The organism is Nitratireductor sp. GZWM139 (genome assembly GCF_030068685.1).
GTDB lineage: Bacteria > Pseudomonadota > Alphaproteobacteria > Rhizobiales > Rhizobiaceae > Nitratireductor > Nitratireductor aquimarinus.
On the sequence record NZ_JAMQML010000001.1, the window covers coordinates 270,309 to 295,304 of the forward strand.

Below are 24,996 nucleotides of genomic sequence, written 5' to 3' on the forward strand. Positions count from 1 at the left end.
CGCACTTCCAGGTGGTAGGGAGAGCCCTCCTAGCGCGAGCGCTGCAGGCTGACCATCAGAACGAGACCGGCGCCACTCGACCTGTCATAACGCCCTTCGATGATGTTTTCATCACCGGCGCGCACATTCTGGACCGCCAGAAGCGGCGAGCCGATCAGCATCGCGAACATCAGTCCCTTGGCCATATGTGTCATTGTCTGCAACATCACCAACCCCACTTCTTTTCTGCTCAGCGCCGCACCGTCTGGCCGCAAAACGCGTTGTCATCGGTCATGCAGGCGAAAGGCCTGCCACCCTGCCAGCGGTCGGAAGACCGGCCGGCCTCTGCAACGAGGATCGCCAGGCCCATGCCGAACAGGGCTGCAATCAGGCAGACAATCGAAAATCGGCGTATCAGCATCGGGCTCTTCCTCTTTGTTGCCATCAATGTGGCAGGGGACGGCTGAACCGATACTGATGGGGGCATTCATCCGGCGTTCAGCAGCGTTAACACGGCGGTTAACACCCGATGACAGATCGTTTATCGGCGCGTGTGTTGCAAAACGGGCGGGCGGTGCTTACCTGCCCCAATGTCGCCACGATCCTCCCCCGACCGCGTGGCTCTGAACCCTTGGAGGCAGACAAGCATGACCACCCAGATCAAGCCGATTGAACTTCATTACTGGCCGACACCAAACGGCTGGAAAGTCACCATCTTTCTTGAAGAGACCGGACTTCCCTATGCCGTGCACTATGTGAACATCGGCAAGGGCGAGCAGTTCGAGCCGTCCTTCCTGAAGATCGCACCGAACAACCGCATGCCCGCCATCATCGATCCCGAAGGCCCGGGCGGCGAGCCCATCTCCGTTTTCGAGTCGGGTGCGATCCTGCAATATCTTGGCCGCAAGACGGGCAAGTTCTATCCCGCGGACGAACGCGCCCGCGTGGAAGTCGATCAGTGGCTGTTCTGGCAGATGGGCGGTCTTGGCCCGATGGCCGGTCAGGCGCATCATTTCCGCAAATATGCGCCCGAGAAAGTGCCCTACGGCATCGAGCGCTACACCAATGAGGTCAACCGCCTTTACGGCGTGATGGATCGTCGTCTTGCCGACCGCGCCTATCTGGCGGGCGATGAGTACACGATTGCAGACATGGCCTGCGTTGGCTGGATCAAGCCCTATGAGCAGCAGGGGCAGGACCTCAACGACTTCCCGAACCTGAAGCGCTGGTTCGAAACCGTCATGGCCCGGCCGGCGGTCATTCGCGCGCTCGAGGTTGGTCAGACGCATCGCAGCAATCTGGCCGAGGACAAGGAGGCCCAGAAGGTTCTCTTTGGTCAGCGCGCAAGCTGATCCCTGTCCGGAATGCAAAAAGCGGGCGATCCCGGTCGCCCGCTTTCCTTTATCGTCAGCCCAATCTCAGACGTTAGCCAAGCCTGATCAGCAGTATGGCAAGGATCAGAATGCCCACGCCCACCCAGCTTGTCAGGTTGAGGCGCTGGCCGAAAACGAGCCAAACGGCGATGGCCGTTCCCAGGATCGAAAGCACGCCCCACACCGCATAGGCGATGAAAAGATCCATGCCGGTGACGGCCAGTGCGAGCAGCGCGAACGCCGCCATGATCAGAAGAACTGCCGCAACGCCCCAGCCTCTGCGGGCAAAGCCGTTCGATTTTTCCAGCGCCAGATTGGCCATGATGTCGAGCGCCACCGAGCCGAGCACATATCCCATATAGATGGTCATCGCTTCTGCTCCTGCTGGTGGTGGCCATAATTGATTATAACAATGCCCAGCAGCGCCACGCCGATGCCGACCGCCTGCATGGTCGAGATGCTCTCATCCAGCAGATAGAGCGATGCAAGCGCGATCAGGATCATGCCGAGCCCTTCCCAGAAGGCGTTGGCCAGCGCCACCGGTATGCGCAGCGTCGCTTTGCCCAGAAAGAGATAGGCCATGGCGACCATGAAGATTGCGGCAAGCGTCCCTTGAGCCAGCTGGCCCGCGGACACCAGGAATTTCATCAGTGTGGTCCCGACAACTTCTGCGGAGACCGCAGCGATCAGATAGAACCAGTGCAATTTAGTCCTCGTGATGTAAGATCAAATTTAATGTCACTTGATTGAGATATCCGCCTTTTCGGCGTATGAGAAATCGCTGAGTGACAAGAATTTTGACGAAAGGCCGTTCCAATGCGGCTCGACTACCTGGAATATTTTGAGGCTGCGGCGCGAACCGGCTCCATTTCGGGCGCAGCGGTGCAGCTGGGCCGCAACCGTTCCACGGTCAGCATGGCCATTGCCGCGCTGGAGGATGAGCTGGGTGCGGAGCTCTTCGTGCGGCGCGGCAACAGCCTCACCCTGTCGCCGGTCGGCGAGCATATTCTGGACGACTGCGCCCGTATCATCGCGCTTTCCAACAGCATCATCGAGCGTTGTGCGCGCGGCGAGGAGACTGCGGGCCAGGAGTTGCGGATCGGTCGCGACGACGTGCTTTCGGAAAATTTTTGGCGCCACGTAATCCGCTCCATCAGGCGCGCGCGGCCGGATGTGCGCCTGAGCATGCGTTACGCGGAAAGCGACGTGCTGCCGGAACTGGTGCGCGAGGGGCAGCTGGACATTGCCTATTTCATCGCTTCAGGCCGGTCCGGTCCCGCCAGCGGGCTTTACAGCCGTGTCATCGCGCGGATTGGCATGCGCATGATGGTCGCGCGTGGTCACCCGCTCGCCGCGATGAGCTATGTCGCCGATGCGGATCTCTCCATCCTGCCGCAGATCACCTATCTCGACAGCACGCAGCATGAGCGCTTCCACCTCGACGCCATGGGCAGCGAGCGGATTGCGCTGAGTAGTTTTGAACTCGGCAAGGATGCGATCTGCGACGGTCTGGGCTGGGGCTATGTGCCCGAATCCCTGCTGTCGGAAGAAGACTACGCGCAGCTCGGCCAGATCAATCATGGTCTGGGCGCTGCGTGGTATCCCTATTTCGTCTGCAGTCGCGAGCCGCTGGCCGCCAAGGGGCAGGCGAGGGAGCCGCTACAGTCGCGCGCGCACGACATCATTCTCACACAGATGCGCAGCGATGGGCTGATTGCAGATTAAAACCTCCACGCGCCTTGCAGGGTTAAGGCGCGCGGAGGCATTGAGCTGGAGGGTTTTGCCTGCCCCTGGAGCGCTTCCACTTTTCGCTGAATCGCGAAAGCGCTCTAAGGCATTGTTTTGCGCAATTCCGGACGGAAAACCGGTTCCCACCTTTCCTGGAATTGCTTTAGATGCGGGACCAGGTCTGGTTGCGGCAGATCAGGCCGCCAAGAACGCAGCCGCCCATCTTCAGATTGTTGCCGGTGAGGGTGCCCTTGCCGGAATAGGTCTTGTCCTTGGCCGGGTCGGTGATCTTGCCGGTGTACTTGTTGCTGCCCGCTGCCTGGAACGTGCCGATCTTCTTGCCGGCGAACTTTCCACTTTTCAGCGTGATGCAATAGGAACCGCCGCAGGGGGCGATCTGCGCGGTCGCGCCCGATTCCGTTTTCCAGTTCCCCTCGATCGGGTCGGCCATGGCGACACCGCCGGCAAGCAGCAGGGCCGCACCGCCCAGAAAGAGTTTGCCAATCATCATTCTTCCTCCCAATGACGTTGCAGCTGCAAGCTTACGCGAACGTAAACGTAATACAACCTCTTTCTGCAACTGGCCCGTGAAGGCCCCCGCGCAGACGGGCGGGGGCTTTTCGCTCAGTCGACGCCGTAGATCTTCGCCACGTCATCCAGCATGCGCTCTGCCGCAAGGATGCCGCCAGCCGTGTTCCAGATCACGTCGTCAACGGCATGAACCGAGCCAGCCTGTACGGCCTTCAGGCTCTGCCAGAGCGGATCGCTGGCAATGTCACGCGCAAGCGCGGTGGCCTTTCCGTCACCGGATTCATAGGTGAAATGCACCAGCCGGTCGCCATCCATGTCGGGAATGCTCTCCTTGCCGACCTTAAGCACGAAGCTGTCTTCCTGCTGGAGTTCAGGCCGCGCAATGCCGAGGCGGGCAAGCACATCGCCTGAAAAACTGTCTCTCTGGTAGATGCGGATCTGTCCGGGCATGAAGCGGATGACGGAAAGCGTCTCGTCCTTCTGCGCGCCGAGCGCGTCGGACAGGTCAGCCACACGCTTGTCGAAGGCCGCAAGCACCGCAGCCCCTTCGTCCTTCCTGCCAAGCGCTTCGGCATAGAGTTCGAAATTCTTGCGCCAGTCGCCCCTGAGGCGGTTGGAGAGCACGGTGGGCGCAATCGCCGAGAGCTGGTCGTATACGCCCTCATGACGCTGGCGGTTGCCGAGGATCAGGTCCGGCTCCAGCGCCGCGATCTGCTCCAGATTGACCGCACGCTCTTCGCCAAGCGGCTCAACGCCGTCAAGCCGGTCGGCCACATGCGCATACCAGACGGAGCCACGCGCATTGACCGCGCGTCCATTGGCGGCGCCCACCGGTTTGATGCCCAGTGCGAGAACCGCTTCGGTTCCCCCGGTGGTCAGCACCACGATGCGCTGCGGGTTGTCGGGCGTTGTCGTCCTGCCCATGGCATGCTGCACATTGCCGGCCAGAGCGGCTCCGCTCACGGCGGACAGGGCAAGGGTCAAAAGGGGAATAAGCAATCGTTTCATGAAAAATCTCGTCTTAAAATGAGAAAAATCCCCAAAACGGGGAGGGTGGGACGGCCCGTCACTGGCAGGCCGCCCCGGTCTTGATCAAGGAAGCCCGTAAAGGCGGGCAAGATCGTCGAGCATCAGGTTCGCGGCCAGAACGCCTCCGGCCGTGTTCCAGATCGTGTCATCCACCTGATGAACCTTGCCCGCTTTCACGCCTGAAAGCGTCTGCCACAGGGGATCGGCCAGCACCTCTTCAGAAAGTCTGGTCGCGTCGCCATCGCCGGGTTCATAGGTGAAGTAGAAAATGCGGTCGCCATCCATGTCCGGAATGCTCTCCTTTCCGGCCTTCAGCATGAAGTTGTCGACATCCTGATTTTCAGGGCGCTGAAAACCGACCCTGTCGAGGATGAAGCCGGAAAAACTGTCCTTCTGGTAGATGCGGATGTGGCCGGGCATGAAGCGGATCACGGAGACTTTCTCATCCACCGCTTCGCCCAGATCGTTTCTCAGGGACGAGACCTTCGCGTCGAAGTCCTCAAGCACCTTCTCGCCGGCTTCCTGCCGGTTCAGCGCCTTCGCCCAGAGTTCGAAATTCTCGCGCCAGTCGCCGCGCAGGCGCTCCGAAACAACGGTCGGAGCGATGGCGGAAAGCTGTTCGAAAATCCCCTCGTGTCGGATCTTGGTGCCCAGAATGAGGTCTGGCTCAAGTGCAGCGATCAGTTCCAGATTGACGGCGCTCTCCTTGCCGACCGGCTCCACGCCCTCCATCTGGTCCGCGATATGGGCATACCAGGGATCGCCATTCCAGGAATTCGCCGCGCCCACGGGCTTCACGCCCAGCGCCAGCAGGGCTTCCGTGCCTTCATTGGTCAGCACGATCACGCGCTGCGGAGCGTCGGGCACCGTGGCCGTTCCCATGGCGTGCTCGATCCCGGCAGCGCCTGCCGCCGCCGTGAACAACGCCATCAGCATGGCCGGTAAGAGGGGAAGGACGCGCATGATCTGTCTCCTGATTTGACGCGGTGGCTGTCTTGCCGGCACGACCAACAAATCTTGCGTTAAAATGTCAAGTTTGAAGTTGACATTATTAGTCAATTTCTGGGATGCAGCGGGCACGAAAGAGAGACGGATGCCGCGCTATCTTCCACACACCATATTGATTGCGGTGATTGCCCTTCTGGCGATCATCAGCCTGCATGTGGGTATTCGCTTCACACCCAGCGCAGAGGTCTGGCGCGCCCTGAGCCGGGGCGGGGACGATCAGGCCGCGCTGATCGTCAACACGCTGCGTGTCCCGCGCACGGCTGTGGCGCTCATTGTGGGAGGGGCGCTCGGTCTTGCCGGGCTTCTGCTTCAGACGGCAACCCGCAATCCGCTGGCCGAACCCGGTCTTCTGGGCATCAATGCAGGGGCTGGCTTTGCCGTCGTGCTCTTGGTCGTCTTCACCGGCACGGGATCACTCTCCCTCATTGCGCTCGCGGCCTGCCTTGGCGCGCTTTTATGCGCGCTTCTCGTCTTCTCGCTTGCCTTCTCGGCGGGGGGCATTTCCTCGCCTTCCTATCTGCTTCTGGCGGGTGTCACCATCGCCGCCCTTCTGTCATCCGGCATCCAGATCGTCATCGTTGCCGATGAACGCACCATGGAAGAGCTGATCTTCTGGCTTTCCGGCGGTTTCGCTGACCGGGACGCGGAGCTTCTCTATCTGGCGGCTCCGGTGGTCGTTCTGGTGGCGGTGGCATGCCGTTTCCTCGCTCCGACGCTCGACGCGCTCATGACCGACGATACGACTGCCGAGGCGCTGGGCGTGCCGGTTCTGAAAGTGCGCATGACGGTGCTTGTTCTTGCGGCCATCCTTGCCGGTGTCAGTGTTTCGGTTGCCGGGCCGGTCGCCTTCATCGGTCTTGCCGCGCCACATCTGGCGCGGCTCAGCGGCTTTCCGGGGCACCGGCAGCTCGTGCCGCTCTCGCTTCTTGCCGGGTCGGCGCTGGCGCTCGCCGCCGACATTGCGGCCCGTTTCATCATCTATCCGTCAGAAGCGCCGGTTGGCGTTCTTCTGGCCGTGGTCGGCGTGCCGATGCTGCTTTATCTCCTTCAGCGCAAACGGCTCGGAGCCGCAGCATGACGGCAGCCTCTTTCGCGCAGCGTGCGCATCCTGTCCGCTCGCGCATCCCGGCGCGCGTGGCCATCCTGGTCGCCTGCGCCACCGTCTTATGCGCGCTTGCACTTGCAAGCGTTGCGCTGGGCAGCTCGGGCATGTCGTTGCAGCGTGTCCTGTCCGCCATCCTCGGCACGGGAGAGCGCAGCGACACCATCATCATCTGGTCGCTGCGCATGCCGCGCCTCGCCATGGCCGGGCTGAGCGGTCTGGCGCTGGCGCTGGCAGGCTTCGCGCTTCAGCGCGCCACGCGCAATCCGCTCGCCTCACCGTCGGTTCTCGGCATCGTCGATGGCGCTGCCCTTGGCGTGGTGGTGTTTCTCTTCCTCTTCAGCAATGACGAGAATGCGCTCACTGTCAGCATTCAGTGGCAACCGCTGGCGGCGGTGCTGGGCGCGCTCGGCTTCGCAGGACTTGTCATCCTGCTTGCCGCGCGCACCGGAGCGCCGCCCCTGCGGGTCATTCTCTACGGTGTCGCGCTGGGTGCTCTGGCCAAGGCCGGCGTCACGCTCTTCATTGTTGATGGCCCGGTGCATCGCGCGAGCCAGGCCGCCATGTGGCTTGCCGGTTCCGTCTATCAGGCGCGCTGGGCCGATGTTCAGGTGCTGGCCATCGTGCTTGGCGTTCTGGTTCCGCTTGTCTTTCTGCTCGCCCGTCGCATGGACCAGCTCCAGCTTGATGAACTGAGCGCGCAGGCCACGGGCCTTCCCGTCCGCGCCACCCAGTTGATGCTCTTTGCGCTGGCGGCAACACTCACAGCCGCCGCGGTCTCCTTTGCCGGAGCCATCGGTTTCGTCGGTCTCGTCGCGCCTCATGCCGCGCGGCTCATGCTCGGGGGCAGGGCGGGCGTGCAGGCGCTTGGCGCGGCGCTCATCGGCGCAGCCATCGTCATCGCGGCCGATCTCGCGGTGCGGGTGTTGTTCGCGCCGCTTGAAGTGCCTGCCGGTGCGGTCACCGCCGTGATCGGCGCACCATACTTCCTATTCATTCTGATCCGTGCAGGACGCGTTCATGCTTAAAGGCCATTCGGCAGACCAGTGCGAAATCGAACTGCGCGCCGCAGCGCTCGGCTATCCGGGAAAGCTCGTCTTCGATGCGCTCGATCTTTCAATCCGTCCGGGGCGTCTCACCGCTTTGTGTGGGCCGAATGGCTGTGGCAAGTCCACGGCCCTGCGCGCCATGCGGGCCATGCTGCCCACGCAGGCCGGTTCCGTGCTGCTGCGCGACACGCCGCTCTCGCAGATCCCGGCCAAGGCGCTTGCGCGTGAGATCGCCATGCTCACGCAAAGCCCCACCGCACCCGACGAAATGTCGGTCGAGCAACTGGTCTCTCTTGGCCGCTACGCCCACCGCCGGGCCTTCGCGCCCGATGCCCGCGCCGACCGCGAGGCCGTCGCCGCTGCGCTCGCCCAAACGAATCTCGCCGAGCTTGCCCATCGCGCCATCGGCACGCTCTCTGGCGGCCAGCTTCAGCGCGTCTGGATCGCCATGGTTCTGGCGCAGGCCGCACCCGTCATCCTGCTCGACGAGCCCACCAATCATCTCGACATCGCCCATGCGCTGGAAGTGCTGTCGCTTGTGCAGCGCCTCGGCGCGCAGGAGGGCAAGACCGTGGTGGTCGTGCTCCACGATCTCAATCTGGCCGCGCGCTTTGCCGATGACATCGTGTTCTTCCGTGCGGGCCAGGTCGCCGGCTGCGGGCCGGTGGAAGCGGTTTTCCATCAGGAGCTGATCGAGGACGTGTTCGGCATCGAATGCATTGTCCGCCGCGAAGAAGCGTCAGGCCGCCCCTTCTGCGTGCCGCTCGCAGCCTGTCCGGCCCGTCGCGACCGCCTCGTGCAGGACTAAAGCGCCGAGCGTCCGTTCGGTCCGATGCGCCGCAATTTTCAGAAAACCGTCTGTTCTTGCGTTCCGCATGGTTAGCGAAGTCTTAGCCTGGGCGTTAACGAATGAGCCAGTCACACAGAGCCCAAACCCCGACACCGTGCGGGTTTGCGATGCTTAACAAAAACAGGCGTTTACTGAAAATTTGAACTTTTTTTCTTCAAATTAAGCACAAGATTTAACGGCGATTTCAGCCGCTCCCTGCATTCTCGGAAGCATCGAAGGGCTAGCCCAGACGGGCAAAAACAAAAGGCTCTCGGGAGAAAAACAGGGATCTTGGATTATGGCACGTTATGACGTTCAGGAAGCAGGCTTCGGTACGGCTGGTTCGTCCACCCAGGCGGACGTGCTGTTTCAACTGGGAATGATGTATGCGACCGGCCGCGATTGTGCTGTCGATCTGGTGGCCGCGCACAAATGGTTCAACATTGCGGCCATCAAGGGTTCTGGACGCGCCGCTGCGCTGCGCTCGGAACTGGCCGCAAGCATGAGCAAGCCGGAACTCGCCAAGGCGCTGCGCGATGCGCGCGAATGGATGACGATGCACTGATAACGGGGGCGAACGCCCGGGAACTGATAGCGAGGGCGGAACGCCCGGGACCGGACGCAGATCCACCGGCTCCCGGGCGCCTTATTCTCCTAATCAGCGTCCTGGAAGCGGACAAGCATCGCGCCGTCATTCACCTGCGCCCCCTCGGTCGCAATCTCTGCGACCACGCCGTCATGAGGCGCGGTGATGGTGTGCTCCATCTTCATGGCTTCAAGCACCAGAAGCGGTTGACCTTTCTTCACCGTGTCGTTCACCGCTGCCCGCACGACCTTCACAAGGCCGGGCATGGGCGCGCTCAGCCTGTCACCGCCAGCACTCTCGTCGGCAGCCTGAAGGCGATCCGGCACCTTTAACGTCAGCGCATCCGCACCCTCAAAAACCGTGACATGCCCCGGCCAGCGCGCGATGCGCGTCGGATCATCCCGACGCACGATGATCGGTCGCGCCGCCTCGTCGTCGCCGAGACGAATGCTCAACGCGCCATCCCCCTGCGCCGTCACCCGCGCCTCCACCGCATCCTCGCCATCCACCAGTGTCCGCCTGTGAACGAGCGGCCCAAAATGCCCATAACCCGAGATTGCCGAAAACGGGTCTGAGGCATCGGCGCCCGTGGCCGTCCCGCTTGTGGCGGCAACGGCAACGGCGAGATGGCGGTCCCGCAGTGGCGCGACCGTGGTCAGCGCTTCCTGCTTGCGCGCGATCAGCCCCGTTTCCAGCCGGCCGGCCGCAAAATCGTCGTCGCGCAACAATCGGGTCAGAAAGCCGAGATTGACCGTTGATCCGGCAACCTCCGTGCGTTCCAGCGCATTCGCCAGCCCCTCCAGCGCTTCCTCGCGGGTCGGGGCATGCACGATCAGCTTGGCGATCATCGGATCGTAGAACGGGGTGATGGCGTCGCCTTCGGCAACACCGGCATCCACGCGCAGGCGCGCGCCATCGACATGCTCGGGAAACTTCAGATGATGCAGCGTACCAGTGGCCGGCAGGAAGTCCCGCGTGGCGTCTTCCGCATAAAGGCGCGCCTCCACCGCATGGCCATGCGCGGCGATCTCGTCCTGCGTACGGGGCAGGGGCTCGCCGGCGGCCACCCGCAACTGCCACTCCACCAGATCAATGCCGGTGATCATCTCGGTCACGGGATGCTCCACCTGCAGGCGCGTGTTCATTTCCATGAACCAGAACCGGTCGGGCCGAAGCCCCTCGGACGCATCCACGATGAATTCGATCGTGCCCGCTCCGCTATAGGAGATGGCCTTTGCCGCCTTCACTGCAGCATCCGTCATGGCTTCACGCGTCAGCGCATCCATGCCGGGCGCGGGCGCTTCCTCGATCACCTTCTGGTGACGGCGCTGGGCAGAGCAGTCACGCTCGAACAGATGCACCGCATTGCCATGCTTGTCGCCAAAGACCTGCACTTCGATATGGCGCGGCGTCTCGATGTATTTCTCCACCAGAACGCGCTCGTCGCCAAAGGCGGCCTTTGCTTCGCGTTGCGCAGCCGCGAGCGCATCGGGAAACGCATCCGGGTCCGCAACCAGGCGCATGCCCTTGCCGCCACCGCCGGCCCGCGCCTTGATCAGCACCGGATAGCCGATCTCGTTCGCCTTGGAGGCGAGCGCCACCAGCGCCTGCGTGTCTCCGTGATAGCCGGGCACAACCGGCACGCCCGCCTTTTCCATCAGGCGCTTGGCGGCGTCCTTGAGCCCCATGGCGCGAATGGCCTGCGACGAAGGCCCGATGAAGACAAGGCCCGCTGCTTCCACCTTTTCCACGAAATCCGGGTTTTCGGAGAGAAATCCGTAGCCGGGATGGATCGCCTCTGCACCGGTTTCCTGCGCCGCCGCAATGATCCGGTCCCCGTTGAGGTAGCTTTCAGAAGCTGCAGCCGGGCCGATATGGACGGCCTGATCCGCCATGCGCACATGCCGGGCATCCCGGTCCGCGTCCGAATAGACCGCGACCGTGGCAATCCCCATTTGCCGCGCGGTCTTGATCACCCGCACGGCGATCTCGCCGCGGTTTGCAATCAGGATTTTCTGAAACATGCGAACCGATCCTCCTACAAAGCTGCCAGAGCATAACGCCTGTCGCACGGGCTTGCAGCGAAGAATCGGTCACTGGCGCTGTTTTTTGGATGCATAAGCAAACACCGTTCCGGGAGCCACGCTGAACTGTCCTGCTGCGCTTGTCCGAGAGACCGCATCAACAGGTCTTCTCTCCGTTTGTGTCCTGAAAGACAAAGTAATTGCAGTGCTTTAATCCGTAATCCCTTCGATTTCGATACCGTAACCATACCCTTCCAGCACTGCTCAAGCGGTATCCGTTCCGTCTATTTTTTTCGTGTGTCTAGACCCCGAGTACGCGTCGGTTCGTTCCAAGTACTTCGCATCGTCAACAAAGTCCCAGCCAGGAGCACTGGTTGCGGGCGCGATACACATAGGCTGGTTCCCGAATGGTCATGCAAGAACTCGAATGTGGTCATCCCTCGTGCGGTAACGCTGACGGCAACGATATTTTTGCGCTGAACATCAGTGGTTTGAGCGTCGCGCCCAAAGGCAGCGCATCGCCGTCGCCTGGTCTGCCCTGCGCAGTCATCAAGACGGAAATCAAGAATGACTGAGGCGGGGCGTCGAATGCCCACCATCAGTGCCCGAACAAAAATGAGAAGCAAGGCGGTGTCGCGAGAGCCGGTTGGTCAGCCGCGCCAGCACCCGCCGGGGAGAAACCCCGATTTGCTCGGAGGCGTGAAAACGGCGCGATCCGTTGAATTCGTCAGCAGACAACAAATGGAAATTTCATGATGGAACGTTCACGACCCCGCTTTCTGCTCGCGAGCAGTATCATATCAATTTCTGCCGCCCTTCAGGCAGAGCCGCTTCTGGCTGCAGACATGCAGGGCATCGAGCCGATCCCGGAGCCGCCCATTTTGGCCCGCTCGCCGCTTGGCGGGAGTGGGCGCATTGTCGGTGGTGAGCCCATGGCGGGGACTGTCGGAGGACCGCCCGTCGGTGCCCCCGGTGATGGCGGCGTGGTTTACAAGGGCGATGACGGGCTGCCGCCTCTTATGGAAATGAACGATGCCTGTGGCGGGCTTCCATGTCCGGCTACCGTCCGTGGCAAGATGCTCGACAATAGCGGGTCGGGCACGCTCAGGATCGGCGAGAACACCGAACTGGCCCAGCCCGGCGATCAGCCCTCCATCCCCTTTGTCATCTCCGTGGATGGCCAGGTTGTTGATGAGAGCGGCCAGATCGTTGACGAGGGCATGTTCGGCGTATCGCCGGGCGCACGCCCGGTCGACAAACAGCGCAAGACCGATCTGGATCTGAGCTCCGTCGATATCCAGATCAAGTTCGACGGGCTCGATGTCGAGCCGCTGCTCAACGTCTCGACAGTGCCGGTCCAGCGCATATTCCGTGCTGGCGAGCCGGTGCGTTTCTACGCGACGTCCAACTATCCCGCCTTCATCACCCGGTCCGAAGTGCGCATCTATGAGAACAATGTCGCCTGGCAGAACAAGCCGGTTGCGGTGGTGCCCATCAATGTGAACGGGGAGGCTGGCTGGGTGATGCCGGCCCAGAGCGGGCGTGAATTCCGCTATGTGCTGCGCGTCTACGACGCCAAAGGCCGCTTCGATGAAACGGTTCCGATGACCTTCGCAAGCACGCGCGGCGAGTTCATGTCCGACTCCGGCAATGGCGTCGCGCCGGGCAATTCAGAAGATCGAACCGCATTCCGCAACATTCCCGTCTATGGCGGGGCCGTCACGGTCCACGGATCGCGCGTTCCCGAAGGATACGGGATTGTGGTTTTCGATGAGCTGGTCCCGCTCGATCCCAAGGGCACTTTCGTGACCCAGCGTATTCTCCCGCCGGGGCAGCACATGGTCGACGTGGCCGTCGATGGCGGCTCCAAGGCAGGTGGTCTCTATTTCAGCCGCGACGTCAACATTCCCACAAATGACTGGTTCTACGTCGCTCTGGCCGATTTCACCGTCGGCAAACGCAGCGGCGATCCACGCATTGAAGAGGTGCGCACGGGCGAATACGACAAGGTGTGGAACTCCGGCAGACTGGCCTTCTACCTGCGCGGAAAGATCAAGGGCAAGTTCCTGCTCACCGCGGCGGCAGACACCGGCGAAAACGAGATCAAGAACCTTTTCAAGGATCTCGATGCCCGCGACCCGAGAGAGCTTCTCCGGCGCATCGACCCGGACAAGTACTATCCGGTCTATGGCGATGACTCCACCTCGGTGGAAGACGCGCCGACCAACGGAAAATTCTATGTCCGTCTTGAGCGCGGCGAGAGCCACGTCATGTGGGGCAATTACAAGACCAAGATATCCGGAACGCGCTTTCTCCAGGTCGACCGAGGTCTTTACGGCGCGGAAATGGTGCTGCGTTCGCCGGGCAACAATGCAAGGGGCGAGCCCAAATTCAAGGCCACCGCCTTCGCCGCAAAGCCCGAGACACTGCCGCAGCGCGACGAATTTCTCGGCACCGGCGGCTCCGCCTATTTCCTGAAGCGGCAGCGGATCGTCGATGGTTCCGAAACGCTGCACATCGAGTATCGCGACAAGACCACGGGGCGCGTCGTCGAGCGTCGTGCGCTGGTCTATGGCGAGGACTACACGATCGATTATCTGCAGGGCGTGGTGATCCTTGATGCGCCACTCAACTCCGGCACGGTCGATGGCGGCGCGGTCCGCGATGGGGCGCTTGGCGGCCATTCGGCCTATATGGTGGCCCAGTATGAATATCGCTCCAGGGCGAGCGAGATGGAAAACTATGTCTATGGCGGCCGCGCCGAGACATGGCTCAAGAACCATGTGCGCCTCGGTGCGACCGGCCTGCGGGACGAGACGGGCCTGTCGGACCAGACCGCTTATGGCGGCGACATTCGCGTGCAGCGTTCCGAGAATACCTATATCGATGCCGAAATCGCCTATTCGAAAGGGCCGGGCTTCGGTCTTACCCGCTCTACCGATGGCGGTCTCACTCTTGCGGATCGCGAAACCGCCGGTCAGGCGGGACAGGCAGCCAAGGCATGGAGCATTCGCGGACAGGCGGACTTAAAGGATTTCCGTGTGTTTGGCACGCCCGGCAAGATCGGCGGCTACTATGAGAAGAAGGAGGCCGGCTTCACCAGCGTCACCGATCAGGTGGATGTGGAAGAGCGGATCTGGGGCGCGCATGCCGAAATTCCGCTGACCGCGAACATGGAGTTAAAACTCTCCTACGACGATTACAGGAACGTCGAGGGGCGCGAGAGCAAGGAAGCCGAGTTCGAAGTCAGCTACACATTCGACGCATACTGGAAGGCTGCGTTTGGTGTCGCATACTCAGAACTTCATTCGCCGGCAGCGGTCGCCGCAGGCAAATCCGGATATAGCGGTCGGCGGCTGGATGCCGGTATGCGCGTCGATTATCGCCAGAACGACGATTATCTCTATTACGGCTTTGCCCAGGCGACCTTCGATCGCGGCGGCAATATGAGCAAGAATGACCGCTATGGTGTTGGCGCGGAAGTTCGTCTGACCGAGAAAGTGGGTGCAGAGGGCGAGGTGTCCTGGGGTGAGTCCGGTATCGGCGGTCTCGCTGCCGTTACCTACGATCCGACGCCCGAGGATCACTATTACCTCGGTTATCGCCTCGATCCGGATCGCGCCTCGAATGGCAACTACGGCTACGATCTGCAGGGCAGGGACTATGGCGCAGTGGTTGCCGGCGTGAAGAAGCGCATGACCGATGTTGTCTCGGCCTATTCCGAAGCGGATTACGATCTGTTCGGCCGGCGTAATGCTCTGGCTCAGCGCTATGGCGTGATCTATACGCCCGATGCAGCCTGGACCGTCGATGCCGGTGTTGAAGCAGGCAATATCGAAGATGATCGCATCAATCCGAACACCGGAAAACAGTATTCCGATTTCGAGCGCTATGCCGGTTCCGTCAGCGTCGGCTTCAAGGATGAAGAACTGGGCGTCAATGCCCGTGCGCGTGGTGAAGCGCGCTTCGAGCGTTCAGACGATGAAAGCCGCAACCGCAACACCTATCTGGTCAGCGCGGGTGCTTCCATGGACCATGACGGTTATGGACGCGTGCTTGGCAATGTGGATGCCGTCATCTCGCAGACGCCGGGTGGAACCTATTACAATGGCGATTATGTCGAAGGCTCGCTGGGCTACGCCTACCGACCGGTCGATCATGACGCGCTCAATGCTCTGGTGCGTTACACCTATCTCTACAATCTGCCGGGCAATGAGCAGATCAGCACCGCGTCACGCTCGACAAATGGCCCGCTTCAGAGAAGCCATATCGTCTCTGCCGACGTCACCTATGATCTTCTTCCATGGCTTTCGGTGGGTGGTAAATACGGTATGCGTATGGGCGAAATTCGCCAGAGGCGCACCGATGGCAGCAATGCGATGGGAAGCTGGGAACAGTCTTCCGCACATCTTGGCATCGTCAGGGCCGACCTGCACGTGGTCAAGAACTGGGACGCCATGGTGGAGGGCAGGGCCTTCTATCTGCCGGAGATCGAGTCGATGGATTACGGCGCACTTGCAGCCCTCTACCGCCACGTTGGCAACAATTTCAAGGTCGGAGCGGGCTACAATTTCGGGCGCTTCTCGGACGATCTGCGCGATCTCACGCTTGATGATCGCGGCGCCTTCCTGAACATGGTTGGCAAGTTCTGAGGCCCGAGGCGGGCGCCGCTTGAGGGGGCGGCGCCCACCACCTGTTTTCGCAAGCGTATGGCGCGGGTCGTCATTTCGACAAACTTGCCCGTGAAACAGACCCGTCTTGCATTTCCGCCAGAACGCCATGGCCGGCGCTCTGGCGGTCTGCTAGAGCAATTCCAGGAAAAGTGGGATCCGGTTTTCCGTCCGGAATTGCGCAGAAACAATGAATTAGAGCGCTTCCGTGATTCAACGAAAAGCGGAAGCGCTCTATTCCAGCCGCAACGTGGTGAGCGGTCAGAAATGCGTGTCGGGGGTGTCCGGTTTGAGCAAGCTTGTTCGGGGTGTTGTCCTGGCGGTGGCGGTGGTGCTGCCGTCCGTTGCGTTGGCCGGGTGGAAGCCCGTCGAACAGGTGGAACCCTACAAGATCACCGGTTCCACCGCGCTGGATCTCTACCGTTCCATCGGCGAGCGCGGTCCCAAGCTGGGCGTGCGACGCGTGATTGCCTATACGGATTTCAAGCTGACCTGGCAGCGCGATTATCAGCAGCGCAAGAACGGAGCCTGCGTGCTGGCTTCCGCAAAGCCCAAGCTCATCATCACCTATCGCCTGCCGCAGGCGCCTTCTTCCCTCTCACCGCAGACGCAGGCCGCCTGGGATCGCTTCAGTGCGGGCGTGCGCACGCATGAAGAAATGCATGGCGAGATCATCACCGACATGGTGAAGGAGATCCAGGCCGTGTCTGTTGGTCTGCGCGCGGAGAATGATCCCGGCTGCCGCAAGGTGCGTGCGAAATTGCAGGAGCATCTGGGCCGCCTGTCGCAGGCGCAACGTCAGCGCAGCCGCGATTTCGACCGCGTCGAAATGGGCGATGGCGGCAATGTCCACCGTCTGGTGATGGAGTTCATCAATGGTGACCGGCAGCGCAGCAACTGATCTGCCGCGCCGTTTGCCTACATTCTGAAAACGCCGAATTTCGTGTCGCCAATCGGGGCGTTCAGCGCCGATCCGAGCGAAAGCGCCAGAACCTCGCGGGTTTTGGCCGGATCCACGATGCCGTCATCCCAAAGCCGTGCGCTCGAATAGAGCGGATGGCCTTCACGCTCGTATTTTTCAAGGATCGGCTGGCGAAACGCTACCTCTTCTTCCGCGCTCCAGCTCCCGCCCTTGCGTTCGATGCCCTCGCGCTTGACGATTGAGAGAACCGTCGCCGCCTGTTCGCCACCCATCACGGAAATGCGCGCATTGGGCCACATCCACAGGAAGCGGGGCGAGTAGGCGCGGCCGCACATGCCGTAATTGCCGGCCCCAAAGGAACCGCCGATGATGGCCGTCACCTTGGGGACCTGCGCGGTGGCGACAGCCGTCACCAGTTTCGCGCCATCACGGGCGATGCCGCCAGCCTCATATTTGCGACCGACCATGAAGCCGGTAATGTTCTGGAGGAAGACGAGCGGGATCTTTCGCTGGCAGCACAGCTCGATGAAATGCGCGCCTTTCAGCGCACTTTCGGAGAAAAGTACCCCGTTATTTGCCAGAATGCCCACCGGAATTCCGTAAATATGCGCAAACCCGGTGACGAGCGTGGTTCCGTAATTGGCCTTGAACTCATCGAACTCCGACCCGTCCACCACCCGCGCGATCACCTCGCGCACATCATAGGGCTGGCGGGTGTCGGCGGGAATGATGCCGTAAATCTCGCGCGGGTCGTAAAGCGGCGGAATCGATTTGCGAAGATCGAGCGATACCGTCTTCTTTCGATTCAGGTTTTTGACGATGCGCCGCACGATGGCCAGTGCGTGTTCATCGTCCAGCGCATAGTGATCGGCAACGCCGGATTCGCGCGTGTGCACCTCCGCGCCGCCCAGTTCTTCGGCGGTCACCACTTCGCCGGTGGCCGCCTTCACCAGCGGCGGGCCGCCGAGGAAGATCGTTGCCTGTCCCTTGACCATGATGGTCTCGTCGCTCATCGCGGGAACATAGGCGCCGCCGGCGGTGCAGGAGCCCATCACGCAGGCAATCTGGGGAATGCCCTTCGCCGACATGTTGGCCTGGTTGAAGAAGATGCGGCCGAAATGCTCACGGTCGGGAAACACTTCGTCCTGGTTCGGCAAATTCGCCCCGCCCGAATCCACCAGATAGACGCAGGGCAGATTGTTTTCGAGCGCGATCTCCTGCGCGCGCAGATGCTTCTTCACCGTCAGCGGATAATAGGTGCCGCCCTTCACGGTGGCGTCATTGACGACGATGACGCATTCGCGACCCTCAATGCGCCCGACGCCGGCGATCAGGCCAGCTGAAGCGATGTCGCCGCCATACATGTCGTGGGCGGCGAACTGGCCGATTTCGAGAAAGGGCGCACCGACATCGAGCAATTGCGCGAGCCGTTCGCGCGGCAGAAGCTTGCCGCGCTTCACATGGCGTTCGCGCGCCTCGTCAGACCCGCCACGCTCCACGAGCGCGGCTTTCTCTGCCGTTTCGGCCACCAGCGCCTGCATGCGTTCGAAATTGGCCCTGTATGCGTCGGAGGCGGTGGAAAGCTGCGATTGAAGGACGGTCATGCGATCTCCGGCGGCATTGTCGGGCGCAAGGCCCTTTGGTGGTCAATCTGCGCAAACGAATTGAGCGTCAGGTAAGCGCATCATGTCTGCCCGGCGCAACGGATAGAAGAGCACCGGCCAGAAAATCCTGCAGAAAATCTTGCAGAGAAGCGGGCAGGGCGGTCTGCAAGGCCCGCATCAGGCTTCCGTCATCATTTCGCGACCGATCAGCCAGCGCCTGATTTCGCTCGTGCCGGCCCCGATCTCGTAGAGCTTGGCGTCGCGCAGGAGGCGACCGGCGGGGAACTCGTTCACATAGCCATTGCCGCCCAGAAGCTGGATCGCATCGAGCGCCGTCTGCGTCGCTTTCTCGGCTGCGTAGAGAATGCAGCCGGCGGCGTCCTTGCGGGTCGTCTCGCCACGGTCGCAGGCGCTGGCCACCGCATAGACATAGGACCGGCAGGCGTTCATCGTCGTGTACATGTCGGCAAGCTTGCCCTGCACAAGCTGGAATGAGCCGACCGGCTGGCCGAACTGTTGGCGCTCGCGCACATAGGGTGCTGCCACGTCGAGGCAGGCCGCCATGATGCCCACCGGGCCGCCGGCCAGCACCACACGCTCATAGTCGAGCCCCGACATCAGAATGTTGACGCCCTTGCCTTCCTCGCCAAGCATGTTCTCGAAGGGCACTTCCACATCCTCGAACACCAGTTCGCCGGTGTTGGAGCCGCGCATGCCAAGCTTGTCGAGTTTCTGCGCGACCGAGAAGCCTTTCATGTCGCGCTCGATGATGAAGGCGGTGATGCCGCGCGGGCCCGCATCGGGATCGGTCTTGGCGTAGACAACCAGCGTGCCCGCATCGGGGCCGTTGGTGATCCACATTTTCGAGCCGTTGAGCAAGAAGCGGTCATTGCGCTTTTCTGCCTTGAGCTTCATGGACACGACATCGGAGCCCGCGCCGGTCTCGGACATGGCGAGCGCGCCCACGGTTTCGCCAGAGCAGAGTGCCGGAAGGTATTTTTCCTTCTGCGCATCATTGCCCCAGCGGCGCAGCTGGTTGACGCAGAGATTGGAATGCGCGCCGTAGGAAAGGCCGACCGAGGCCGAGGCGCGCGAGATTTCCTCCATCGCCACCACATGCGCCAGATAGCCGAGGCCCGAGCCGCCATAATCCGGATCAACGGTCATGCCGAGCAGGCCGAGCGCACCCATTTCCTGCCAGAGATGGGCTGGAAACTCATTGCTTTCGTCGGTTTCCGCCGCCAGTGGCGCTATCTTTTCCTGAGCGAAGCGATGCGTCATGTCGCGCAGCGCGTCGATGTCCTCGCCAAGCCCGAAATTCATCGATCCGGTATACATCGGTCTCCTCCGGTCAAGCCTCCGCGCCCACAAGGCGCATGGTCATGGTGTGATAGTTAGCGGCAACTTCGTCTTCGGAAAGCCGCAGCTCCGGGCGAAACCAGACGATCACACCTGTGATCATCTGGATGATCGCCATCGCCGTCAGCGCCACATCGTCGATCTGGAAAACGCCTTCGCGCTGGCCATCGGTCAGGATGGAGCGCAACTCGCCCTCATACTGGCTGCGCAGAGCAAGAATCTGCTCGAGCCGCTCTCTGGAAAGGCTGCGCAGCTCCAGATTGCTCACATGGGTCGCGTTGCGCCGCGCCAGGTGAAAGCGGATGTGGTTTTCAACGAATTTAGCGAGGCGTCCTGCCGGCTTCTCTTTGTCGGAGCCATGTGCAGGACGCGCTTCCCCCCAGGAAGCGATAAGGCGCTCCATATGCTCGAGCATGAGTGCATGGAGCAATGCTTCTTTAGTCGTAAAGTATCGGTAGAGAGCAGCCGGCTGCACGCCGACGCTGGCGGCAAGCTGGCGCATGGACATGGCTTCAAAGCCGAGACGCGCAATCAGGTCCAGCGCCGCCTCGCGGATCGCTGCTTCCGTCTTTTCACCGTCTGAGCCGGTCGTGCGCGCCATGGTGCCTCCCTGTGGTATTAATAAAACGAACGTTCAATTAATTCAAGATGGGTGTGAATTGGTTGGTTACGGACAAAAGGGCGTTTGATCACAGTTCATGCCGCAAGATGGTTTGGCAGTCCCAGCGCGGTGCGTGGTTCGCCCTTCGACAAGCTCAGGAAGCTCACCATGAGGGAGGGCGGTGTTTGTCAAATCCGCTGCAACGACCGGGATCTAGGCTCCTGTCGGATACCACTTCCCTCATGGTGAGCTTCCTGAGCTTGTCGAAGGGCGAACCACGCACTGGGTCAATGCCATGGACGTGCCTACCATGGCATTCGATGGATTTGCGTCAATCTGAGCAAGCAAACGAGGCCTACGCTAGAGAAGCGAAGCCGCCCGGACGCGACAGAAGCAGGTATGCCAATGCGTTGTTACCAAGGTGGGAAACCGGGAAAGCCGTCCCTGTTCTCTGTGCCGTCGCGCCCGGTTCATACGGGCGGCTCAGAGCGCGCTCACAACGTCTCTTGTGGTCGCAACCCTGCAGAACTCGAAGCCGAGCGTGGCCACATGCGCGCGGTGAACCTCTTCGGCAGGAACGCTCCCGCCCTTGCCATCCGGCAGATCGAAACAGTCGCAGGCGTCCTCCACCAGCATCATGTTCCAGCCCATATTCGCGCCGGTGCGTATGGTGGTCGACACGCACATATCCGTGGAGATGCCGCAGGTAACCACCGTCTTCGCGCTGAGACGGCGCAGGCGCAGGTCGAGATCGGTGCCGATAAAGGCGGAATTGACGCTCTTGGTGACAAGCTGTTCGCCGGGCAGCGGCTCGAAACCCGGCCGCAGAGCGTTGCCGGGCGCGCCGGGGCGCAGCGTGGAAGCCTGCTCGACGGAATCGTGCCGCACATGGATCAGCGGGCGTTTTGCCCTGCGCCAGGCGGCGAGAAGTGCGAGACCGTTCCTGTCGACATCGCTGTTCCAGCGTCGGGGCCAGGACGGATCGTCAAATGCCTGCTGATAATCGACAAGCAGAAGAACGGCGTCGTCTAGATCCATCGGTGAGCCCTTGCGTATCCGGTTGTTGTGCAATTGCCTGTACTGGGTGCCTGCATCAGGCAGGGGGAGCAGGTCAATGCTACCGCCGGCTGCCGGACCTGCAAGAGCCATCGCGCCGGGGTTTTGCCTGCTTCTGGACCAACCCATCGATCAGGAGAAGGCTCGCCCCCAGCGCGAGCCCGCTTCCAAGCACCATGCCTGCCGCAGGCAATCCAAAGCTCTGCAATGCGAAGGCCGCACCTGTGAGCAGTGAGAGCAGCGCGACATTGTTGGCGCTCTCCGACAGGGCCAGCACAAACCCTTTGTCTGCACCCGCCCGGCGGGCGATCAGCGCCGTGCTGGCAGGGGCTGCAAAACCGAGCGCAATGCCCCAGCAGGCAAGGCAGAAAAGCGCGCCGACAAGCGGCAATGGCAGAAGCAGGAAGGCTGCAAAACTGAGCGCGAGAAACAGAACGGCGGCGACCAGCAGCCGCTCATCGCCGTGCGACAGCCGTCTGACGAGGCCGGTCGATAGATTGCCCACGGCCAGACCGAGGCCGAACGCCGTGATCGCCAGCCCCGTTTGCAGCGTGTCGGTTGCAAAGCGGTCCCGCAGCATCTCGCCACTCAGACCGAAGGCGGCAACGGCAGCGCCATTCCAGAGAGCCTTGGCGATGAGAAGCAGGAGCGCGCTTCTTCCAGAACTGCCGAGCCCGCTTAAACGCTGCCGTGTGGCAGGCACCTGTGTCGTCTCATCGCCCCGAAGCACACGACTTGCCGGGATGAGCAGCAGAAGACAGCCGATGGCGCTGGCAAGGAAGGGCGCGCGCCAGTCAAACAGCTGTGTCAGGACGCCGGCCAGCGCTGGCCCGGCGGCGATGCCTGCCGTCATGCCAAGCATGACAAGGCCCATGGCCTGTGAATGTCGCGCCTCGGGAAACCGGTCGGCAATGAGGGCGAACACGGCAGGAATGAGGGCTGCCGCCGCCACTCCACCCAGAACACGAAGAATGATGGCAATGCCAAGCGTGGGGGCGAAGGCCACCGCAAGCCCATCGGCGGCGAGAAGCGTCAGCGCCGTAAGCAGGAGACGCCGCCGGTCAAGCCGGTGGGCGACAAGACCGATAAGCGGCGCGCCGACGGCATAGGCAAGCGCATAGCCGGAAATCAGCCAGGAGGCGGCAGCCGGGGTTACGCCAAAGGCAGCGCCGATGGGCGTCAGAAGGGGCGCGATCATGAACTCTGTCACGCCGACGAAGAAAACAGCTAGCGCAAGCACCGGCAAAAGAAGCCGTGAAGGCATGGAAAACTCCATGTTCAGGATGAACGGGATGGCGCTTTGAGCGCCGGGAAAGACGTTTGGGGGAGAGAGCACCGGAGTGCTGGCGCAGAAGGTTTGCGCAGCGTTTCAGGGAAGAAAGGAGAGGTGCTGAAGCGTCTTGTGGCAATGTTGCCGGGAGGGGGCTGCCAGGGGGCTGCCAAGGGCTGTTTTCCCGAACGCTGGCTTCATTTTGCATGATGCAGGCTGTGGTGCAAGCGGCTGGCATCGTTTCTATCGCATGCTGGGACTGGAATTCGTCATGCGTTTCAAGTCGAATGCCGGCGATTCATTATCAGGGGAGCGGCATGCATATTTTTATCTCTGTCGATATCGAGGGCGTGGCCGGGGTCTGCGAGAGCCTTCAGGGGCAGCGCGGCAACCCGGAATACGAGGTGGCGCGCAGGCTCATGACCGAAGAGGCGAATGCCGCGATCCGTGGCGCTTTTGCGGGCGGAGCGGACGCGGTGACGGTGGCGGATTCGCACGGGCCGATGCGCAACATGATCGCTGAACAGCTCGACCCGCGCGCGCGTCTTGTTTCCGGTCGCGCGCGTCCGCTGTCGATGATCGAAGGCATTCATGCCGATCACGATGGTGTGGTGCTGATCGGTTACCACGCGTCCGCCGACAATTTCGGCGTGCTTGCCCACACGGTCAGCGGTCTGGCGTTCCGCCGCATCGAGGTGAATGGCGTGCGCGCCGGAGAGCCGACGCTCTTTGCCGGCCATGCAGCGGAGATCGGCGTGCCGCTTCTCGCGGTGAGCGGCGATGACCGGCTGGAAGCCGAAATCGCCGAGCAGTTTCCGGCAGCCCGCTCCATTACCGTCAAGCGCTGCATCAACGCCTTTGCCTCGGAAAGCATGTCGCCGGACGAAGCGCGCGAAAGGATCGAACAGGATGTCTGCGAGGCGGTTGAGGCGGCTGCGAGCACCGAGGTGAAAGCGCCATGCACGCCGCCGCTTACGGTGGATATCGGCTTTTCCAAGCAGATTTTCGCGGATGCCGCCGCACTCCTGCCTTTCACGGAGCGCACCGGCGCGCTGGATGTGCGCTTTGTCGCAAAGAGCCATGCCGAGGCGATCGGCATCATCTCCAGCTTCTCTCTCATGGCATCGGCTCTGGCATGACGGAACGGCTTTTCGACAGGGCGGGCGCGTGGTGGGATCTTCCGGCGGGACCGGCCAACAGCATTGCGGATGTGCCGGGCGTCACCGTCGGGCATCTGACCCACCGCGCTCAGACCGCGCGCACGGGCGTCACCGCGATCCTGCCGCATGATGGCGATCTCTTTCGCAATCCGGTTCCGGCCGGCGTGGCGGTGCTCAATGGATTTGGCAAGAGCGCCGGCCTGATGCAGCTTGCAGAGCTCGGCCGCATCGAAACGCCGATCCTTCTGACCAACACATTTGGCGTGGCGGCCTGCACCACGGCGCTGATCCGGCGGGCGATTGCACAAAACCCCGAGATCGGGCGCGGACGCCCAACCGTCAATCCGCTGGTGCTGGAATGCAATGACGGGCGCGTCAGCGACATTCAGGCGCTGGCGGTGACCGAAGCCATGGCGGAAGAGGCGATTTCAGCCGCCGACGCCGAGGTTGCGCAGGGCACGGTGGGCGCAGGAACCGGCATGCGCACCTTTGGCTTTGCCGGCGCCATCGGCAGCGCATCGCGCCGTGTCGCGCTGCCGTCCGGCCGTACCCATACGCTGGCGGCGCTTGTTCTCTCCAATTTCGGCAGGCCGGGCGATCTGCGGCTTCTGGGGGAACGCATCAAGACGCCGGAGGCCGGGCGCGCCGACCCGCAGGACAAGGGCTCCGTCATCATCGTCTATGCCACGGATGCGCCGCTCGATTCGCGCCAGCTCACCCGCGTGGCGCGGCGGGCGGGTGCAGCGCTTGGACGTCTCGGCAGTTATTGGGGTGACCAGAGCGGCGATGTGGCCATCGCCTTCTCCACCGCCAACCGCCTCGATATCGACAGCGAGGCGGATGCCATCGAGCGGCTTGCCGAAGCGCGCATCGATCCGTTCCTTCATGCAGCCGTCGAGGCGGCGGAGGAGGCGGTTCTGAACGGGCTCTGGCACGCCAGCCCCGTGAGCGGTTATGACGGGCTCCGGCTTCCTGTGTTGCGCGATCAACTTTTGTCGTGAAGCCGGACTTTCCCTTGTCGTGAGCGGTTCCGGGCGATAAGCCGGATGGACGGGAGCCTGCTCCCGGCTTCCGGCCAGCCCTCGCGCCTCTTCCCCCCTGCGCGATAGCCAGCAA

Annotated in this window: 24 protein-coding genes; 11 read left to right on the plus strand and 13 right to left on the minus strand. The window is 62.0% G+C overall.

Features of this window, described 5'->3' with window-relative positions; genetic code table 11:
- Positions 1–29: 29 nt before the first annotated feature.
- Together NDI72_RS01245 and NDI72_RS01250 are read right to left on the minus strand one after the other, a co-directional pair.
- Complete coding sequence (locus NDI72_RS01245) at positions 30–206, minus strand: hypothetical protein (RefSeq protein ID WP_162742260.1); 177 nt, start codon at positions 204–206, stop codon at positions 30–32.
- Positions 207–229: 23 nt separating this feature from the next.
- Positions 230–400, minus strand: a complete 171-nt coding sequence (locus tag NDI72_RS01250) for a hypothetical protein (RefSeq protein WP_206545936.1) — start codon at positions 398–400, stop codon at positions 230–232.
- Between the two features lie 226 nt (positions 401–626).
- Between NDI72_RS01250 and NDI72_RS01255 the strand changes: the two genes are divergently transcribed.
- Positions 627–1,331 (plus strand): glutathione S-transferase family protein, encoded by a 705-nt coding sequence (locus NDI72_RS01255; protein WP_206547334.1) that lies wholly within the window; start codon positions 627–629, stop codon positions 1,329–1,331.
- A 73-nt stretch (positions 1,332–1,404) separates the two neighbouring features.
- Here NDI72_RS01255 and NDI72_RS01260 read toward each other — a convergent pair whose 3' ends face one another.
- Both NDI72_RS01260 and NDI72_RS01265 read right to left on the minus strand, forming a co-directional pair.
- Positions 1,405–1,722, minus strand: a complete 318-nt coding sequence (locus NDI72_RS01260) for an SMR family transporter (protein WP_113154635.1) — start codon at positions 1,720–1,722, stop codon at positions 1,405–1,407.
- Entirely contained in the window at positions 1,719–2,057 is a 339-nt protein-coding gene (locus NDI72_RS01265) for a DMT family transporter (RefSeq protein WP_113154636.1), read from the minus strand. Before NDI72_RS01265 ends, NDI72_RS01260 begins: the two co-directional genes overlap by 4 nt.
- 111 nt (positions 2,058–2,168) lie before the next feature.
- On the opposite strand from NDI72_RS01265, the gene NDI72_RS01270 reads away from it, so the two are divergent.
- Positions 2,169–3,077, plus strand: coding sequence for a LysR family transcriptional regulator (locus NDI72_RS01270; protein ID WP_113154637.1), 909 nt, complete (start codon positions 2,169–2,171; stop codon positions 3,075–3,077).
- A gap of 166 nt (positions 3,078–3,243) precedes the next feature.
- Here NDI72_RS01270 and NDI72_RS01275 read toward each other — a convergent pair whose 3' ends face one another.
- The 3 genes from NDI72_RS01275 to NDI72_RS01285 form a co-directional block, all read right to left on the minus strand.
- Positions 3,244–3,588, minus strand: coding sequence for a DUF2147 domain-containing protein (locus NDI72_RS01275; protein ID WP_206546034.1), 345 nt, complete (start codon positions 3,586–3,588; stop codon positions 3,244–3,246).
- A 116-nt stretch (positions 3,589–3,704) separates the two neighbouring features.
- On the minus strand, positions 3,705–4,619 hold the full coding sequence (locus NDI72_RS01280) for an ABC transporter substrate-binding protein (RefSeq protein WP_283799333.1): 915 nt from the start codon (positions 4,617–4,619) through the stop codon (positions 3,705–3,707).
- 84 nt (positions 4,620–4,703) lie between these two features.
- Entirely contained in the window at positions 4,704–5,603 is a 900-nt protein-coding gene (locus tag NDI72_RS01285; protein ID WP_283799334.1) for an ABC transporter substrate-binding protein, read from the minus strand.
- A 130-nt stretch (positions 5,604–5,733) separates the two neighbouring features.
- Here NDI72_RS01285 and NDI72_RS01290 point away from each other — a divergent pair, with 130 nt between their 5' ends.
- From NDI72_RS01290 to NDI72_RS01305, 4 genes are all read left to right on the plus strand, one after another.
- Entirely contained in the window at positions 5,734–6,726 is a 993-nt protein-coding gene (locus NDI72_RS01290; protein ID WP_283799335.1) for a FecCD family ABC transporter permease, read from the plus strand.
- Complete coding sequence (locus NDI72_RS01295) at positions 6,723–7,778, plus strand: FecCD family ABC transporter permease (RefSeq protein WP_283799336.1); 1,056 nt, start codon at positions 6,723–6,725, stop codon at positions 7,776–7,778. Before NDI72_RS01290 ends, NDI72_RS01295 begins: the two co-directional genes overlap by 4 nt.
- The gene (locus NDI72_RS01300; RefSeq protein ID WP_113154642.1) at positions 7,771–8,607 is read left to right on the plus strand and encodes an ABC transporter ATP-binding protein; all 837 of its coding nucleotides are present in this window, start codon (positions 7,771–7,773) and stop codon (positions 8,605–8,607) included. The genes NDI72_RS01295 and NDI72_RS01300 overlap by 8 nt, the downstream gene beginning before the upstream one ends.
- Before the next feature lie 319 nt (positions 8,608–8,926).
- On the plus strand, positions 8,927–9,193 hold the full coding sequence (locus NDI72_RS01305) for an SEL1-like repeat protein (RefSeq protein WP_113154643.1): 267 nt from the start codon (positions 8,927–8,929) through the stop codon (positions 9,191–9,193).
- Between the two features lie 89 nt (positions 9,194–9,282).
- Here NDI72_RS01305 and NDI72_RS01310 read toward each other — a convergent pair whose 3' ends face one another.
- Positions 9,283–11,238 carry an acetyl-CoA carboxylase biotin carboxylase subunit gene (locus NDI72_RS01310; protein WP_206993674.1) on the minus strand — a complete coding sequence of 652 codons (1,956 nt, stop codon included), beginning with the start codon at positions 11,236–11,238 and terminating at the stop codon, positions 9,283–9,285.
- A 413-nt stretch (positions 11,239–11,651) separates the two neighbouring features.
- Here NDI72_RS01310 and NDI72_RS01315 point away from each other — a divergent pair, with 413 nt between their 5' ends.
- From NDI72_RS01315 to NDI72_RS01325, 3 genes are all read left to right on the plus strand, one after another.
- Positions 11,652–11,813 carry a hypothetical protein gene (locus NDI72_RS01315; RefSeq protein ID WP_206545944.1) on the plus strand — a complete coding sequence of 54 codons (162 nt, stop codon included), beginning with the start codon at positions 11,652–11,654 and terminating at the stop codon, positions 11,811–11,813.
- A 180-nt stretch (positions 11,814–11,993) separates the two neighbouring features.
- Positions 11,994–15,890: a TonB-dependent receptor gene (locus NDI72_RS01320; RefSeq protein ID WP_224924771.1), complete on the plus strand. Its 3,897-nt coding sequence runs from the start codon at positions 11,994–11,996 to the stop codon at positions 15,888–15,890.
- 307 nt (positions 15,891–16,197) lie between these two features.
- Positions 16,198–16,809, plus strand: a complete 612-nt coding sequence (locus NDI72_RS01325) for a DUF922 domain-containing Zn-dependent protease (protein WP_283799455.1) — start codon at positions 16,198–16,200, stop codon at positions 16,807–16,809.
- Between the two features lie 17 nt (positions 16,810–16,826).
- Here NDI72_RS01325 and NDI72_RS01330 read toward each other — a convergent pair whose 3' ends face one another.
- From NDI72_RS01330 to NDI72_RS01350, 5 genes are all read right to left on the minus strand, one after another.
- On the minus strand, positions 16,827–18,434 hold the full coding sequence (locus NDI72_RS01330; RefSeq protein ID WP_283799337.1) for a carboxyl transferase domain-containing protein: 1,608 nt from the start codon (positions 18,432–18,434) through the stop codon (positions 16,827–16,829).
- A 177-nt stretch (positions 18,435–18,611) separates the two neighbouring features.
- Positions 18,612–19,772, minus strand: a complete 1,161-nt coding sequence (locus NDI72_RS01335; protein WP_283799338.1) for an isovaleryl-CoA dehydrogenase — start codon at positions 19,770–19,772, stop codon at positions 18,612–18,614.
- Between the two features lie 13 nt (positions 19,773–19,785).
- Positions 19,786–20,394 (minus strand): TetR/AcrR family transcriptional regulator, encoded by a 609-nt coding sequence (locus tag NDI72_RS01340; protein WP_113154648.1) that lies wholly within the window; start codon positions 20,392–20,394, stop codon positions 19,786–19,788.
- Between the two features lie 483 nt (positions 20,395–20,877).
- Positions 20,878–21,432: a cysteine hydrolase family protein gene (locus NDI72_RS01345; RefSeq protein ID WP_283799339.1), complete on the minus strand. Its 555-nt coding sequence runs from the start codon at positions 21,430–21,432 to the stop codon at positions 20,878–20,880.
- A 79-nt stretch (positions 21,433–21,511) separates the two neighbouring features.
- Positions 21,512–22,714, minus strand: coding sequence for an MFS transporter (locus NDI72_RS01350; protein ID WP_283799340.1), 1,203 nt, complete (start codon positions 22,712–22,714; stop codon positions 21,512–21,514).
- Positions 22,715–23,037: 323 nt separating this feature from the next.
- On the opposite strand from NDI72_RS01350, the gene NDI72_RS01355 reads away from it, so the two are divergent.
- Positions 23,038–23,859 (plus strand): M55 family metallopeptidase, encoded by an 822-nt coding sequence (locus NDI72_RS01355; RefSeq protein ID WP_283799341.1) that lies wholly within the window; start codon positions 23,038–23,040, stop codon positions 23,857–23,859.
- A complete protein-coding gene (locus NDI72_RS01360) occupies positions 23,856–24,881 on the plus strand; it encodes a P1 family peptidase (RefSeq protein ID WP_283799342.1) in 1,026 nt (341 codons plus the stop codon). The genes NDI72_RS01355 and NDI72_RS01360 overlap by 4 nt, the downstream gene beginning before the upstream one ends.
- Positions 24,882–24,996: the final 115 nt, after the last annotated feature.